Here is a 17,145-nt window from a genome sequence, read left to right as displayed (position 1 = left end):
AATCCGGCTTGGAACCGTCATCCATGGATATCAAACAGCTGCGAAGTTTCGTGCATATTGCCGAATTGGGAAGCCTGTCACGCGCAGCCGAACGGTTGAACCTTTCCCAACCGGCGCTAAGCCGCCAGCTTAACCTGCTTGAAGAAACGCTTGAAACCAAGCTGCTTGAACGAACCGGCCGCGGTGTAAAGCTGACCGAAGCGGGGCAAATGCTTGCCGAACGTGCACGCGTCATTCTGGCCGATCTGGCCCGCCTTGAAGCGGACCTGACAGCACGCAGCAGCCAGGTCACCGGGCATGTCCATGTCGGCGTCCCGCCAAGTGCCGGGATTGTCATTACCGGGGCACTGATTGAACGCCTTCGCGCACACTATCCCGATCTGAATATTTCGGTTGCCGAAGACCTGACCGGTGATGTTCAGGAAGGCTTGCTGTCAGGTCGTCTTGATATCGGAATTTTGCATGACGGCATGATTTCGCGCAGTTTGCATGCCGAACCGCTTTGGCGCGAGGACCTGTTTCTGATTTCCCACCCGTCACAGGTTGGCGAACAGGAAACCGAAATCGCCTATGAAGATGTCCTGTCACTGCCGCTGATCATGCCAACCAACAAACACGGTTTGCGGGCCAAAATGCAGGAAGCTGCCTTTCGGGCCGGCCGTCCCCTGACCCCGGTGGTCGAAGCCGACGCATTACGTGTGCTGGTCGATCTGGTTCATCGCAATGTCGGGCATACGGTTTTGCCGCGCAGTTCGCTTGTGATGGAACTGTCAACCGGGCGGCTTAAGGCCCGCCGGATCGTCAGCCCGGAACTGTCACGCAAGGTAATGCTGTCCTGGCTTCATGATCGTCCGCTCAGTGCCGGGGCCAAGGCCGTGGTCGATACATTGCGTGATCTGGCCGGAACCATGCCAATGGCTGAAAAATGACCCTTTGATGCGACAAGGCCCCGAACGCGATACCGGTCGGGGCCTTGTTCACAAGCTTATCTGAAAACCGGATCAGACAGGTGCCTTGCTGTCCGATGACTTCTGCCAAAGGTTCAGGCCGCCATCGGCTGCATATTTGTCGATTTCCGCCAGCTCTTCTGCGCTGAATTCAAGATTGTTAAGCGCATCAAGGCTGTTATCAAGCTGCTGCACGTGACGGGCACCAATCAGGGCCGATGTGATTTCCGGACGCCGCAATACCCACGCAATCGCCATCTGCGCAAGGCTCTGCCCGCGGCGTTTGGCGATTTCATTAAGTGCACGGACACGATCAAGGTTTTCTTCCGACAACATGCCTTTCTGGAAGGAACCTTCCAGGGCGGCGCGTGATTCTTCGGGCACACCGTTAAGGTATTTGTTGGTCAAAAGCCCCTGGGCCAGCGGCGAAAAGGCAATGCATCCCATGCCAAGTTCGGACAGCGTATCAAGCAAGCCATTCTCGACCCAGCGGTTCATCATCGAATAGGACGGCTGGTGAATGACGCAGGGCGTACCAAGATCCTTAAGGATCGCGTGCGCCTGACGGGTCATTTCCGGGGAATAGGAAGAAATCCCGACATAAAGCGCCTTGCCCGACCGAACGATCTGATCAAGTGCACCCATGGTTTCGGCAAGCGGCGTGTTGGGGTCGACACGATGGGAATAGAAAATATCGACGTAATCAAGGCCCATCCGCTTGAGGCTCTGATCCAGACTGGAAATCAGATATTTGCGTGATCCCCATTCGCCAAACGGCCCCGGCCACATGCGATAGCCCGCCTTGGTCGAAATGATCAGTTCGTCGCGATGTTTACCAAGATCCTGGCTCAATACCTTGCCAAAGTTTTCCTCGGCAGATCCCGGGGGCGGGCCATAGTTGTTGGCCAGATCAAAATGGAACACACCGCGGTCAAAGGCGCGGCGGATCATTGCACGCTGGGTCTCATAGACATCCACGCCGCCGAAATTCTGCCAAAGGCCAAGCGTGATTTTCGGCAGCATAAGGCCACTATTGCCACAGCGGTTCCAGGTTTCGTCGTCATAGCGGTTGGGGTTTGCCATCCACTGTGTTTCGACTTCAGCCATGTCTTCCTCCAATTATCAGAAGCGGTTTTCCGCCTTCTATTGAATCGATCCAATAGATACTCTTTAAGCCATTCCCGCACGCTTGTCAGTGCCCGAAACAACAAAAAGCCGCCCCGCGGGACGGGACGGCTCAACTTTTTCACATCATGGCATCCGATGGCCAGATCAGATGACTTTCTTCTTGATCGGTGCCGTTGCCTTTTGCAGCCATTCCCGATGATCTTCGTCAAGCTCATCGGCATACATGGCATAGACCTGGGCATGGTAATCATTGAGCCACTGCAACTCGTCAGCAGTCATCAATTCCGGATCGATCAATTTGCGCTCAATCGGCGAGAATGTCAGGGTCTCGAAACCAAGCATCTGACGGTCCGCCCCGATCGGTGCATCAATCTCGCAAACCGCAATCAGGTTTTCAATCCGGATGCCGTATTCGCCTTCCTTGTAAAAGCCCGGCTCGTTTGACAGAACCATACCCGGTTTGAGTGCGATGCTGTTCGGGGCCTTTGAAATTCGTTGCGGTCCTTCATGAACGCCAAGGTAACTCCCAACCCCGTGCCCGGTGCCATGATCAAAATCAAGACCGGCTTCCCACAGGGGCATGCGCGCCAGCGTATCAAGCTGCTGACCGGTTGTTCCGACCGGGAAAATCGCCCGCGCCAGCGCAATATGCCCCTTGAGCACGCGGGTAAACCGGTCACGGTGTTCCTGTGTCGGTTCACCAACAATCGTGGTCCGGGTGATGTCGGTCGTGCCGTCCAGATACTGACCGCCCGAATCAATCAAAAAGATCTCGCCCGGGGTCAGGTTGCGGTTGCTTTCGGGGGTGTTGCGATAATGGCAAAGCGCCCCGTTCGGGCCACTGCCCGGGATGGTTTCAAAGCTTGAATCCCGAAACAGCGGATCTTCCTTACGCAGCGACAGTAATTTGTCGGCTGCCGTACGTTCATCAATCCCGCCATCGATTGCCGTTTCATCAAGCCATTTGAAATAGCGAATGATCTTTTCGCCGTCGCGCTTGTGGGCCTTGCGCGATCCTTCGAGTTCGACGTCATTTTTGCAGGCCTTGGGCAAGGCCACCGGGTCACGCCCGACACGAACGGTTGCCCCGGCCTCGGCCAATTGCATCCGCAACCAGTCACCTGCTGTTGCCTCGTCAAGGCGGACGGACTGATTGCCCATGGCCTTCAAGGCATCGCCGAGTTCACCGGGTGCGCGCAGGCTTGCCTCATCACGCAGCCAGGTAACAGTTTCACCAGCCAGCTTGCGTTCATCCATGAACAACTCAACCGATGCATCACCGTTGATAATCGCATAACCAAGCGCAAGCGGCGTTTGCGGCACATCGGCCCCGCGAATATTCAAAAGCCATGCGATGCTATCAGGTGCGGACAAAATGGCACTGTCACATGACAGGCGCGACAGCTGCCCGGCAATCATCTGACGTTTTTCGGCACTTGATTTTCCGGCATATTCCAACGGATGCGGGCGCACCGGACCAAGCGGCATGGCCGGCTGGTCACGCCAAAGCGCATCAATCGGATTGGTATCAATCGCAACCAGTTCCGCCCCGACACCTTCGCACGCTGTGCGCAAATGATTTGCCTGCTGCACGGTATGAAGCCACGGATCATACGCCAGTTTCTGTCCGGATTTCAGATTGTCATGCAACCAGCCGACCACCGGTTCGTCAACCAGATGACGATATTCAAACAGGTCGCGATTGACCTGCTGGCGCACCTGAATGGTATAACGGCCATCAACAAACACCGCTGCCTTGTTCGCCAGAACCACAGCAGCCCCGGCCGACCCGGTAAAACCGGTCAACCAGGCCAGACGTTCGGCCCGGGCCGGGACATTTTCGCCCTGATGTTCGTCGGCACGCGGAACGATAAAGCCGTCCACACCCTTTGCCGCAAGATATTTCCGAAGAGCTGCGATCCGTTCGGCCGGATTGAAATCATCCTTTGCCATTTTGAACAGACCTTTGCGTTCATCGCGCAGCGCCAACAGAACTTGCACCAGTTCTTCGCTGGGATCGGCACATACAAGATCAATCCAGTCGGTCCGGCTATGTCCGTCGGCGGCCGCAAGCACGCCATCAATCAGGGCGATGACAGCGCTAACATCCTTGTTGACATTGTCGCGTTCCAGAAGGGTCGCGAGTTGGGCATCGCCGGAAATGGTCATAGACGTCCTCGTTTTGATATGTGGGGCAGTTAATCTATGTAAGGGTTACTGCCGATCCGGCGCAAGCCACAATGATATTTGTGCATATTTTATAAAATAATCACCCCGTGATCCGGCCCCTAACAGCGGTAACATGCGTCACAGGAATGAATGCGTTGCAAGCTTCGCAATGCACATTAGTCAAAGATTAACTTATTACATCTCCGTGACAAAAAGATGGCCCGTCGGGACGTCAATTTGCAGGAGACCATGAACGGTGATCCGTTTTCCTATTACTGCCCTAAGTGTCGTACAATCGCGTCGACGTCAGACGGCCTATGATGGCCTTGAGCGCCTGACCATTGGTCGCAAAGCCGCGCTCGGTCTTGATATTGGCCCTGCCCATCTGGCAGACGATGAAGCAGACCGGTCCCCAACCGGATCGGCAGACACCAAAGGCAAGGATTGAAGGATCAGTCCCGCCCGGAATGGTCGGATGCCTAATGGCGAAGCGCAGGATCACGGTTCATGATCCTTGCGGTCAGTTTTGTCTTTTCCCTCTGAGACGGCCCTGCTTCTCCACAGCAGGGCCGTTTCTTTTTGACCATCACGCACCATCCGCGCCATAGTAGCCAAAACAACAAAACTGTTTCGGGGTGGTTATGGCAAAAACGGTTCTGATTACCGGCGGTTCGCGCGGGATCGGTCGGGCGGCAGCAGTGCTGTTTGCAAGTCGCGGCTGGAATGTCGCTTTCAGCTTTGTCGGAAATCAGCAAAGTGCTGACGAAACCTGTGCCTTGTGCGAACGTGCGGGCGTTACCGGCAATGCATTTGCCCGCAAATGCGATGTCCGCGACGAATACAGCGTCATCGATTTCTTCCGGACCGCCTATGAACGTTTTGGCGCAATCGACGGTGTCGTGAACAATGCCGGCATTGTCGCCCCCAAAAGCACCCTTGCCGATATGGATGTCGAGCGCATGAAAAATGTGTTCGATACCAATGTGCTTGGGGCCTATCTGGTTGCCCGTGAAGCGGCGCGGATGCTTCCGAACGGCGGATCAATCGTCAATGTTTCGTCTATGGCAGCCAAGCTTGGATCACCTGGCGAATATGTCGATTACGCCGGATCAAAGGGCGCGATCGATACGCTGACCATCGGACTTTCCAAGGAACTCGGCCCCAAAGGCATTCGCGTCAATGCGGTGCGACCCGGGATTATCAATACCGACATCCATGCCAGCGCAGGACGCCCGGAACGGGTTTCCGAACTGGGGCCGGGCTGCCCGCTGGGCCGTGCGGGGAATGCCGATGAAGTCGCACAAAGCATCTATTGGCTGATTTCAGATGACGCGTCCTATGTTACCGGTGCGATCCTTGATGTTTCCGGCGGGCGATAACCCTGATCAAGGCCCTACCGCCGCCCGCAGCCCCGCCTTATCGCATATCCCCCGTCATGGCAGCGTTTCCCCCGGCAAGGCTGTTTCCGGTGCGACCGCGTCAGTTGACGATGCATCGGGTGTGGGTTTCTCGGATGACGGTGCATGCTCTGTCGCGCCCTTGCAGGCCGTGGCCAGTGCATCGTGAAGTTCAACCACATCAACCGGCTTTGCCAGAATGGTCTCAACCCCAAGATCCTTATAGGCCGCCACGATATCATCGGCGGCATATCCCGTCATGACGACAACCGGAATATCATTTCCGGACTGACGCAGCAATTCCACCAGCTTCACCCCGGTCATGTTTGGCATGGTCTGATCGGTCAAAAGACCGTCAAACTTTGCCCCCGGGGCCTTGATCGCCTCAATCGCATCGGCACCATTGGTAAAGGTTTCAACGGTATAGCCAATGCGTTCAAGCATCCGCGAACAAAGCTTGAGGTTCTTTTCCTCGTCATCGACAACCGCCAGATGACCGCTGGCATTTGAAACAAGGCCACGCGAAACACGTTCCTCACCTTCTTCCTCGCGGTCATATTCCGGCAGCAGGATCGAAAAACGCGTCCCCTGCCCCAGTCGGCTATAGACCGTGATTTCGCCCTTGTGACCGGCAATGATGCCATGCACCGTCGACAGGCCAAGCCCAGTGCCCTTGCCCGGTTCCTTGGTCGTAAAGAACGGATCAAAGATTTTCTTGGCGGTATCGGCATCCATACCCGTGCCATTATCAATCACCGAAATGCGGATATAGGGCCCCGGTGTCAAAAGCGGATGCATTTCGGCACTGTCGTCGGTCAGCTCAAACGGTGCGGCTTCGATCTTTATTTCGCCCTCTTCACCAACCGCGTGATAGGCATTGGTGATCAGGTTCATCAGACACTGGTCAAGCTGCGTGGCATTGCCAAGGATCGACATGGTGTCGGGTGCCAGGTTGCTGACCAGCGATACGGTGGATGGAATGGATCCGCGCGCGAACCTGACCGTTCCCTTGATCATGGATGCGACATCAATCGGCGACCGTTCGGTTTCGGAATTGCGTGAAAATGACAGGATCTGTTTAACAAGATCGCGCGCCCGATCTGCCCCCTGACGAATTTCCATGACATCTTCGCGCAGCGGCGAATCTTCGGGCAAATCCGTATATAGCAGTTCGGCATAACCGCTGATCGGTTGCAGAATATTGTTGAAGTCATGCGCAATCCCGCCCGCAAGCACACCAATCGTTTCCATGCGCTGCGAATGACGCAATTGCTGTTCAAGTTTTTCACGTTTGCGTTCGGCCTGAAGGCGCTGCAATTCTGCTGACGCACGGGCGGCGAACACTTCAACAATCGACCGCGCCAGTTCCGGATCGGCAATCGGTTGTTCTGAAACCGTTGCCAATATCCCGATCGGGTTGCCTTCGCTGTCCTTCAGTGCCGCTCCGACATATCCGCGGATCTTAAGGTCGGTCACCCGACGCACGCCGCTTGTCACTTCCTTGAAATTGTCCGGGCAGACAAAGATGCCGTTATCAACAACCATTTCGGCGGCCGATCCCTTGACTTCGAACTCAAGCCCGCCGCGCGATTTGTCATGGCTGTAATGGGCAACCGGCTTTACGCGACCATTTTCGATCGACCCGACATGGCAGTAATGCATGCCCAATGCTTCGCACATCACCTTGGTCAGGTTGTCAAAGAAGTCTTCACCGACCTGATAGCGCACACCGCGATAAATGGATTCAAGCGTTTCCTGATAGCGCTGCCGGTCTGTCACATCGAGCGCAAAGCTTGCAATACAATCAAGTTGCCCATTGGTGTCAAAGATCGGGCTTTCATACCATTCACACACCAGACGCTTGCCGCTGCGCGTCACATTTTCGAACCGGTTATTTACACTGGTCCGGGTTTCCATGATTTCATTGATCAGCGTTCCCAACCGGGCGCGTTCCGATGGCGGCACAATCAGTTCAAGCTTTTTGCCAACAAACTCCTCGGCGCTGAACCCGAATAACTGACAGGCGGTGTCGTTGACTTCAATGATCGTACGATCCGGGGTCCAGTAAAACACGCCGATCTTCGCGTTATTGAAGTGCGCACGCAAACGGCGCTGGTTGGCTTCAAGATCGGTTTTGGCATATTCAAGATCTCGGCGATACCGCACCCGTTCGGTGACATCCCGACATGAAATGCGAACCCCCAGATTGGTTCCGTCACTATCGGCAATCTGTTGCCAGGACATTCCGATACTGACCCGGTTGCCATTTTTATGAATGGCTGTGAATTCCCGATCACTGCCCGAAAGCCCGGACAGGCCTTCATCCAGATAATGGCGCACACGCGCCTGATCTTCGGGTGCGACAAATGGCAACGGATAGTTTTCAAGTGTCATGCATTCCGAAACCGAATAGCCCAGAATACGTTCCACAGCCGGGTTGACCCACACCAGACGCCCGTCTGACGACACCCAGCTTTCCCAGTCATAGGTGTAATTGGCAACCGCCTCGAACCGCCTGCGCGAGAAATTAAGTGCCTCGTCAGCTTCCATGATCGATTTGATCCCGGCCGCCGCGGCAAGAAGCCCGCCTGCCATATGGGCAAAGACAACCTCGTCTGATCGCCAGACGCGGGTCCTTCCGACGGTCTCGAAACAGACAACGCCCATGCGACCGGCAACCGACATCAGCGACACATCCAGCATCGCCCCGATATTCAAAGGAATCAGGTAGTTTTCGGTAAATTCCGATGTCCGCGGGTCTTCTTTGGCATTTTCGGCATCAATCGCCTGCCCGGTTTCAAGGGCGGCAAAATACCGCGGCAGATCCTTGCGGCGCAGAACCAGTCCTTCATGCGATGCATCAGGGTTATTGGCATCGTAAAGACCAAAGCATGCCACATCACCATCGTCATTCTGCAACCACAAACTGGCCCGTTCGCAATTGAGCAATTCGGCAAACCGCTGCAAGGATGGGCGAAATGATACGTCTTCAACACGTTCCAGCGACGAAAAGTAGTTGGCAACTTCCCCCGCGCTGACACGGATTTCTTCCAGAAACTTCTTGCCGGAAACCAGTTCCCGTTTGGACAACAGTTGATCAACACTCATCTGCAACAGCGCCTGGCGCATCCAGATGACCCCGACAACCACGGCCGAACTCATCCAGGCATAGCCAAACAATGTCGCAATCCACACCGGCAACGTGTGTGCGACCATGCCCGCATCATCAATCAGAAATCCGTCAAGATCATAAACACGGATGATGCCGATGCCCGTTATGGTCAGAAAACAGAAAAGCGCATACCGGAATGTCGTAACCAGTGGATGGAATATGGCCACCGTCACTGTTGATACGATCATCAGCGCCATGCCACTGGCTGGCGAAAACATGATGATATAAAGCAACGACAACACCGTCATTGCGCCGACAATCACATGCGATTTTGTCCGTGTTTCAAGCCGACGACGCAGCACGAGACTGGCGACCACGGCAACAAACACCAGAAGCTGGATGGTTTCGATCACCCAGAATGGCTGTTTTGTTTCACGCAGCAACGATGCAATCAGCGCCGGAAATCCGCCAATCACCATGACCAGCAACATGAAATCGGCAATGCGATTTCGCGTACGGTGCAAAATCACGTCTACGTTCTGGCTCATCGTCTAAACGTCTCCGGCTTTACACCATCTGGTCTGGCATGCTGTCAAATATGGACTCAAAGCGCTGATTATGTTCAAGAAACAGCGACATCAGTTTCGGGTCAAACATGTCTGGCGTCGTGCGTCCGTCGCCCTTGGTGATGATGTCGACGGCTTCCCTGTGGCTGAATGGCGGCTTGTAACGCCGTGAACTGCGCAGGGCGTCATAGACATCGGCAATGGAAACGATGCGCGCAACCATTGGAATATCTGCGCCCGAAAGCCCGTTGCAATATCCCGTGCCTTCCCACTTTTCATGGTGGTAACGCGCAATCTGTGCCGCCTGATCAAGCACCGGATTGTCCGACGCATTCAGCATCGAAAAACCGATTTCGGTATGGCGCTGCATGACTTCGAATTCGGCATCCGTCAGCGGCCCCTCTTTCAGAAGGACACTATCGGGCACGCCAACCTTGCCGATATCATGAAGAATACCCGCCAGGCGAATGGAGCGCTGGGTTTGCGTATCAAGCCCGGCCATATCGGCAAGCAACTGGGAATAAAGCCCGACCCGCACGCAATGTTCGGCGGTTTCAATATCCCTGTATTGGGAAATCAGGCTGAGCCGGTCGATCATTTCCTGTTCGGCACCGCCCAGCTTGCGCGTGATGTCATCAAGCGTCTTGGCCTTGCTGACATTTTCAAGTTCAAGTTTCCGGACGCGTTCATGTTCGCGATCCCGTTCAAGCAAACGTTCCTGCGCCTTCTGAACGGCGGCTTCAAGGTCCGCACGATCCACCGGTTTATCAAGGAATTCACGCACGCCAAGACGCAACGCATCGATCGCGTCTGACTTGTCACCATCCCCGGTCAGGAGGATGAATTCAAAATCACGGCGAAATTCGCCAATGGCGCGACGCACAAAATCAAGGCCGCCACAGTTGGGCATGCGCAAATCGGAAATGACCAGCCGCAATCCAGCATCCTTTTGCAGATGCTCGATCCCGTCAAGACCATCAACGGCTTGCACAACCTCAAAGTTGGCTCGCTCCAGAACGCGGGTCAGCAATTTGCGGATTACCGGTTCATCATCAACCACAAGTATTCGATGTTCAAATTCAGCCAAGGACATCTCCCTTACTGATTTAATATATCATCGCTGTCACGCGCGATGTGGACTATACATAAGCAGTAAACTGACTACCACTTATGTATAGTTATTCGAATGTAGGAATATGAGGCGGTCGATCCCGGCACATCGCCAAATTCATAAAAATGTCGCGTGGCATTAATGCATACCGGGAATGCCGGGCCGAAACCAAAATGCCATATCGCGCTTCGGGCAAGTTGCTACACTTCCGGAAAGTATCCCCGCAGCAGGAGCCTGTGGTCTTATGGATGACTATTTCTGGTGGATCGTTCTGATCGGCTTTGTCGCCCAGTTGATTGATGGCGCACTTGGCATGGCTTATGGCCTTACATCGACATCGTTGCTGATTACAATCGGATTGCCGCCGGCCCATGCCAGTGCAACTGTGCATGCCGCTGAAATCGCAACCACCGCTGTTTCAGGGACTGCGCATCATTTTGCCCGAAATGTGGACTGGCGGATGGTCCGGATTCTGGCCATTGCCGGTGCGGTCGGCGGTTGCGTCGGCGCAGCCTTGCTGTCCTCGGGGATTGGTAAATACCTTGCCCCGGCGGTTGCGCTTTATCTGTCGGCATTGGGTGTGCTGGTAATTGCCAAAGCCATCCGCAAGGTTCAGCCGCCTGCGGCAATGCGCGGTCTGACGCCGCTTGGCCTGATTGGCGGTTTTCTGGATGCTGTCGGGGGTGGCGGTTGGGGACCGATTGTTTCCAGCACCCTGGTTTATCGCGGCAGCGAACCCCACCGCATGCTTGGTACATCTGCGGCTGCGGAGTTTTTCGTTACTGTGGCGATTACAGTGACCTTTGCCGGATCGTTCGGGCTTGAAAGCTTCGGGATGGCGGCATTGGCCCTTGTTCTGGGCGGGGTCCCGGCCGCACCATTGGCGGCCGTACTGGTCAAAATCATCCCCAGAAAACCCTTGATGATCGCCGTTGGTGTGCTGATCGTCACATTGGGCATTCTGGGGCTGTATCGATTTGCCGGAAGCCTGATGGCTTAGCCGACCAGAAGCGTGGTCCAGTTTTCAACCTTGAACCGTTTGATCAGCGACAGGCCGACTTCGCGATAGGCCGAAAGAACAAACTGTTCCTGCTCGGACAGCAGCCCCGAAAGGATCACAACGCCGTCCTGTGACAATGTCCCGACCAGATCATGGGCCATGGCGCGCAACGGACGGGCCAGAATATTGGCACAGACAATGTCGTAATAACCGCCGTCACGGATACGGGTATCCTGGAAACCGTTTGAATGGATGGCGGTGACCAGATCGGCGATCTTGTTAACCCGCGCATTTTCCTGTGCAACGCGCACCGATGCGGCATCAATATCGGCCATCATCACTGTGCTGCGCCAGGTTTTGGCACATGCCATGCCAAGGATGCCCGACCCGCAGCCCATATCAAGGGCATTATGGCGCGGACCACGTTTTGCCACCCAGTCGATTGCCGCAAGGCATCCCTTGGTGGTTTGATGTTCACCGGAACCGAATGCCAGACCGGCATCCACCTGAAGCCCGATTTTTGCCACCGGCAGGTCTTCGTCCCAATGCGAACCATGGACAAAGAAACGCCCGACCGAAATCGGCTTGAAACTGCGCAGGTTTTCACTGACCCAGTCTTTGGGCTCATATGTGCCAAATGTCACAACCGGCGCATCGACCCCGACCGCCGATGCCATGATCGACACTGCCGTTTCAATTGCCGGCTTGTCAAACATCTCGCCCGAGAAACCTTCTATTCTCCAAGGCGCGCTCGGATCACCGGGACGTTCGAAATGCGACAATGCATCACAATATTCGTATAGCCCTTCGGCGAAGGCCTCGGCATAGGCGCCATCAACTTCGAACTGGAAGTTATAGCAAAGAACGGGTTGGGTCATATCGCTTCTCGCTTGTCAGGGCCGCTTGCGATCGCCGCCCGGTTAGTTCGGTATTCCGTGAATATTTGAACCGGGGCTTACCCCGGCAGAATGAAGCTGTCGACCACTTTCTTTTTGCCGACACCCTCGAAATGGATTTCAAGTTTGTTGCCATCCACCGCACGCACAGTTCCCGGTCCGAACTTTCGGTGTCGCACTGTATCGCCAACCTTGTATTTCGATGATTTCGAGCTGGTCGCATAGCTGGTTTCGCCGTCCGGCTTTACATCAATCACGTTTTTACGCACGCGATCCTGCCAGCCGCTGGATGCAAATTTGCGCTCGGATGCACCGGAAACCGGATTGCGGTTGCTTGAACCCTCGTTGGCCCAGCTTGGCATTTTCATCCAGTCATCAGCCCCCCAGGCACCGGGTGAATGATTCCCCCCATGTCCGCCAAGACCGGTATCACTGATCCGTTCAATATGCTCATCTGGCAGTTCGTCGACAAAGCGCGACGGCAGCGCCGATTGCCACTGATTATAGATGCGGCGGTTCGCGGCATATAAAATGGTTGCACGTTTGCGCGCGCGCGTGATCCCGACATAGGCAAGACGACGTTCTTCCTCAAGCCCCTTGACGCCACTTTCATCCATCGCGCGCTGATGGGGGAAGACGCCCTCTTCCCAGCCGGGCAGGAAGACATAATCGAATTCCAGACCCTTGGCCGCATGCAGGGTCATGATGGTGACTTTTTCCTGCGCGTCATTCTGTTCGTTTTCCATGACCAGCGAAACATGTTCAAGGAAGCTGGTCAGGTTTTCGAACTCGCCAATTGCGGAAACAAGTTCTTTGAGGTTTTCGAGACGGCCGGGCGCATCAATCTCCTTTGATGTCTGCCACATATCGGTATAGCCGCTTTCATCAAGGACGGTTTCGACTACCTTGTCATGATTGGTGTTCGACTGCATCTCGCGCCAGCGTTTGAAATCCCCCAACAACCCGCCAATTGCCTGACGCATCTTGGGTTTGAGTTCTTCGGTATCGATCAGATCACGCGCCGCCGCAGGCAATGAAATCGCCTGATCACGGGAATATTGATGCAGAGTCTGAAGCGTTGCCTTGCCAACCCCGCGCTTGGGCACATTGACAATGCGCTCAAAGGCCAAACTGTCATCGGGTTGGGCAACGAGGCGGATATAGGCCAGTGCATCGCGGATTTCCTGACGCTCATAGAACCGCGCGCCTCCAACAACACGATACGGAATACCAAGTGTAATCAGCCGTTCTTCAAATTCACGGGTCTGGAATTGGGCTCGAACAAGGATCGCCATCTGCGAAGAACCGATGCCCTTGCTTTGAAGGGCTTCGATATCTTCGCCGACCAACCGGGCTTCAGCAGGACCGTCCCACACACCTTTAACCAATACCTTTTCGCCGGTGTCGATTTCCGTCCAAAGCTGCTTGCCCAAACGCCCATCGTTAAAGGTGATCAGTTTCGATGCGGCGGCCAGAATATGCGGGGTGGACCGATAATTCTGTTCAAGGCGCACGACCTTGGCTCCGGGGAAGTCGGACTCAAAACGCAGGATGTTGCCGACCTCGGCCCCGCGCCAGCTATAGATCGCCTGATCATCATCGCCGACACAGCAAATATTGCGATGAACCATCGCCATGGCGCGCAGCCACAAATACTGCGCAACGTTGGTATCCTGATATTCATCAACCAGAATATAGCGGAAGGTGTTCTGATACTGTTTCAGAACTTCGGGATGCTGCTGGAACAGGGTCAGGCAATGCAGCAACAAATCCCCGAAATCGCACGCATTCAGAACTTTCAGCCGTTCCTGATAAATCTTGTAAAGATGTTTGGCCCCGCCATTGGCGAATTCGACACTTTCATTGACCCGTTCCGGCGTCAGGCCCTTGTCCTTCCAGCGCTGAATGATGCCCATCAGCTGCTTGGCCGGCCATTTTTTCGGATCGATCTGTTCGGCATCCATGATCTGCTTGAGCAGACGGACCTGATCGTCGCTATCAAGGATCGTGAAGTTTGATTGCAGCCCGATCAGTTCGGCATGACGGCGCAACAATCGCGCCGAAAGCGAGTGGAAGGTTCCCAGCCACCAACCTTCGACCGGACGACCCAATGCCTGTGCCACGCGTTCCTGCATTTCCTTTGCCGCACGGTTGGTAAAGGTCACGGCAAGGATTTGCTGCGGATGCAGACGTTCGGTCTGGGCCTTGGTTTCAAGCAAATGCGCCAGCCGCGTGGTCAAGACCCGGGTTTTACCCGTGCCTGCACCGGCAAGCACAAGCAACGGCCCGTCAAGCGTTTCGACAGCATCGCGCTGCTCGGCATTCAGATTGTCGAGATATGCCGGGGCCGGTGCATCACCAAGACGCATTTCCGGGCTGGCGGCGAATTCATCAATTTCGAAGGGATCATCCATCATGGCGGCATATATATCACGCTGTGTTCCAAGGACCAGCCTTGCATCGGATGCGGCCGGGTATTTTTTCCATTCTGCAACGAAACAGGAACATCAACCACCCCTTTCCCGATCTTCAAAAACTTTTTGCGCCAGTTTTTCCGGTCTTTCGCGTGAGTTCAGATAACAACGCAATTCTGAATGAAGGTAGAAATATGAGCGGCATCAGCAGCATGAGCGGCAGCATCGCGCAAATACTTAGCCAGAACAGCCAGTCTGCCAATTCATCAACAGGCAGCGACGGTTCTTCGGGCATTGAAGCATTTGGCGGATTTTCGCTTTATGCCTTGCAGGGCAGCGGATCGACCGGCACCGACAGCATGTCGGAAATGACATCGCAAAGCGAAGCCATCACCGGTCAGCTTTCAGACTCCATCATGTCGATGCTTCTTGAGTTGCAGGAAACCAGCACCACCACCGACGGCAACAGCAGTTTTGATGCCCAGCGCCTGTTCTCTGACATGGATACCGACGGCGACGGGACGCTGACCAAGGATGAATTCATGGCATCGGCCCCCGACGGTGTCAGCGATGAAATGTCTGAAAATCTTTGGAATGTCATGGCCGGGTCCGACGCCCAAAGCATATCCGAAGATGACTATCTGGCATCCATGACACCGCCAAGCGGGGCCGTGCTTTCAAGCGATGACAGCAGCAGCGAAGATACCGTCATGAACAGCATGCTGGCTTCCATGGGGTCCGAGGGCACCTATGATCCGCTTGATACCAACGAAGACGGCGTGGTCAGCCTGTCGGAAATCATGGCTGCCGCCCCGCAGGATGCAACCCCGTCACAAAGCAGCCTTCCTGACAACAGCTCGGAAGCTGAATCCGTTACTGACGCTAGCGTGGAAACGGATACGGCCACCGATAACGGCACGATGCCTGAAACCGTTGCGCGAAATATGGCTGAAAATAATGATGATAGCACCTTATCGACTGGCGGCTTTGACATGCGCAACGAAGCCCTGGGCAACAAGGTGATGGCGCAGATTATTTCCTGATGCCACCATTTCTGCGGAACCGGTCAAGTTCCGCAATGACGCGCACCGTCGTTTGACCATCCCAAAGCGGGATTTCACAATCCTGCCGTTCCGGGGCGGACTGCCCGGTCATGGCATCGATTGCCATGGCGGACAGGCGTTCAATGCTGACAAGCCGATTTGTCCCGAAGTCAATCGTAACCGGTCGTTCGGTTGACGGGCGCAAGGTCAGACAGGGGATCGCACGCCAACTGGTTTCTTCCTGCACACCACCGGAATCGGTTACCACCAGTCCGGCATTTGCCATCACAGCCCCAAAGGATACATATCCAAGCGGCGCCAAGACCTTCACCCCGCTTTGTTCAAGCATGGTAATACCGTCAATCTGTTCAAGTTGATGGCGGGTTCTGGGATGCAGTGGCCAGCAAACAGGAACATGGCTGGCAATATCACCAATTGCATGACAGATCCGGCGCAGCTTTGCGCGATCATCAACATTGCCGGGACGATGAAGCGTTACGAGCACATATCCACCCCCGGCAAGCCCCAGCCTTTCTGTTGTCACATCCTTGCATATCGCATCATTCATCATGACACAGGTATCGATCATGATATTGCCGACACGCCTGATGCGGTCTGGCGTGATCCCCTCGGCCAGAAGATTTTCGTCCGCATCGGCAGACGGGGTCAGATGCAGGTTCGCCAACCGGTCGATGGTCATGCGATTGCGTTCTTCGGGAACAGACAAATCAAAGCACCGCAATCCGGCTTCAAGATGGATCAGCGGTATTTGCAGCTTCGAGGCCGTCATCGCCGCGGCAAGTGACGCACTGACATCCCCGACCACCAGAACCGCGTCCGGGCGATCCTGATGACAAAGCTTTTCATAACCGGCCATCATCGGCGCAATCCGGTCCTGACTGGTACTGGATTGCCATTGCACAATATGGTCGGGATCCGCCATTCCCAGATCACGCCAGATCGTTGACGTCATCTCAGCATCGCGATGCTGCGCCATGTGAATGAAAGCCGCCTTGATATCCGCATAGGCACGCAAGCCCTGCCATAACGGAGCGATCTTCATGAAATTCGGCCGTGCCCCTGCAATCAGATGAAGCTTCATCCCCGTCCCGTCGTTGCCGCCAGACATGTTTTCAAGGTCAAACAGCCTAATGGATAAGGCGGGGTGCTCATAACCCTCTTTGGTATCGGTATATTTTGCCTGCTGCACATCTTTCGGGGACCGCCGCGCACGCAAAATTCAATTCACCTAAATTACTGTCCACTCAAGAAGATTGCCCTGCTTCATGTGGTCCGGGAATTGCTTGTTTCCCGGTGGTTAGCATCCTCTGACGGCGGTTTGTGCAAATTTGCCGCTGTCAG

12 protein-coding genes are annotated in these 17,145 nt (G+C 54.9%); 5 read left to right on the top strand and 7 right to left on the bottom strand.

Annotated features, from left to right (window positions below; translation table 11 throughout):
• Positions 1–23 precede the first annotated feature (23 nt).
• Positions 24–929 carry a LysR family transcriptional regulator gene (locus tag M9H61_RS19050; protein ID WP_068519503.1) on the top strand — a complete coding sequence of 302 codons (906 nt, stop codon included), beginning with the start codon at positions 24–26 and terminating at the stop codon, positions 927–929.
• Positions 930–1,001: 72 nt separating this feature from the next.
• Here the strand turns inward: M9H61_RS19050 and mgrA are convergent, their stop codons facing one another.
• Together mgrA and M9H61_RS19040 are read right to left on the bottom strand one after the other, a co-directional pair.
• Positions 1,002–2,054, bottom strand: coding sequence for an L-glyceraldehyde 3-phosphate reductase (mgrA, locus tag M9H61_RS19045; RefSeq protein WP_101245705.1), 1,053 nt, complete (start codon positions 2,052–2,054; stop codon positions 1,002–1,004).
• A 165-nt stretch (positions 2,055–2,219) separates the two neighbouring features.
• Positions 2,220–4,244, bottom strand: coding sequence for an aminopeptidase P family protein (locus M9H61_RS19040; RefSeq protein ID WP_250282341.1), 2,025 nt, complete (start codon positions 4,242–4,244; stop codon positions 2,220–2,222).
• Positions 4,245–4,500: 256 nt separating this feature from the next.
• Here M9H61_RS19040 and M9H61_RS19035 point away from each other — a divergent pair, with 256 nt between their 5' ends.
• Positions 4,501–4,692, top strand: coding sequence for a hypothetical protein (locus tag M9H61_RS19035; protein ID WP_068519500.1), 192 nt, complete (start codon positions 4,501–4,503; stop codon positions 4,690–4,692).
• Between the two features lie 193 nt (positions 4,693–4,885).
• Positions 4,886–5,623, top strand: coding sequence for an SDR family oxidoreductase (locus tag M9H61_RS19030; protein ID WP_250282339.1), 738 nt, complete (start codon positions 4,886–4,888; stop codon positions 5,621–5,623).
• A 54-nt stretch (positions 5,624–5,677) separates the two neighbouring features.
• Here M9H61_RS19030 and M9H61_RS19025 read toward each other — a convergent pair whose 3' ends face one another.
• On the bottom strand, positions 5,678–9,301 hold the full coding sequence (locus M9H61_RS19025) for a PAS domain S-box protein (protein WP_250282337.1): 3,624 nt from the start codon (positions 9,299–9,301) through the stop codon (positions 5,678–5,680).
• Positions 9,302–9,320: 19 nt separating this feature from the next.
• Complete coding sequence (locus M9H61_RS19020) at positions 9,321–10,406, bottom strand: HD domain-containing phosphohydrolase (RefSeq protein ID WP_170310109.1); 1,086 nt, start codon at positions 10,404–10,406, stop codon at positions 9,321–9,323.
• Positions 10,407–10,674: 268 nt separating this feature from the next.
• Between M9H61_RS19020 and M9H61_RS19015 the strand changes: the two genes are divergently transcribed.
• The gene (locus M9H61_RS19015) at positions 10,675–11,430 is read left to right on the top strand and encodes a sulfite exporter TauE/SafE family protein (RefSeq protein ID WP_250282335.1); all 756 of its coding nucleotides are present in this window, start codon (positions 10,675–10,677) and stop codon (positions 11,428–11,430) included.
• Here the strand turns inward: M9H61_RS19015 and M9H61_RS19010 are convergent.
• On the bottom strand, positions 11,427–12,308 hold the full coding sequence (locus M9H61_RS19010; protein ID WP_068519495.1) for a 50S ribosomal protein L11 methyltransferase: 882 nt from the start codon (positions 12,306–12,308) through the stop codon (positions 11,427–11,429). The genes M9H61_RS19015 and M9H61_RS19010 overlap by 4 nt on opposite strands.
• A 77-nt stretch (positions 12,309–12,385) precedes the next feature.
• A complete protein-coding gene (locus M9H61_RS19005; protein WP_250285094.1) occupies positions 12,386–14,740 on the bottom strand; it encodes an ATP-dependent helicase in 2,355 nt (784 codons plus the stop codon).
• A gap of 194 nt (positions 14,741–14,934) precedes the next feature.
• On the opposite strand from M9H61_RS19005, the gene M9H61_RS19000 reads away from it, so the two are divergent.
• A complete protein-coding gene (locus M9H61_RS19000) occupies positions 14,935–15,783 on the top strand; it encodes an EF-hand domain-containing protein (RefSeq protein ID WP_250282333.1) in 849 nt (282 codons plus the stop codon).
• Here the strand turns inward: M9H61_RS19000 and wecB are convergent.
• Positions 15,773–16,885: a non-hydrolyzing UDP-N-acetylglucosamine 2-epimerase gene (wecB, locus tag M9H61_RS18995; protein WP_250282331.1), complete on the bottom strand. Its 1,113-nt coding sequence runs from the start codon at positions 16,883–16,885 to the stop codon at positions 15,773–15,775. The two genes, M9H61_RS19000 and wecB, sit on opposite strands and share 11 nt — an antisense overlap.
• Positions 16,886–17,145: the final 260 nt, after the last annotated feature.

Origin of the sequence: Thalassospira sp. GO-4, from assembly GCF_023588965.1 — a bacterium.
In the GTDB taxonomy this organism is placed as follows: Bacteria; Pseudomonadota; Alphaproteobacteria; order Rhodospirillales; family Thalassospiraceae; genus Thalassospira; species Thalassospira povalilytica.
The sequence above is the reverse complement of the archived record's forward strand: the minus strand, read 5'-3'. Positions and strand labels throughout refer to the sequence as shown.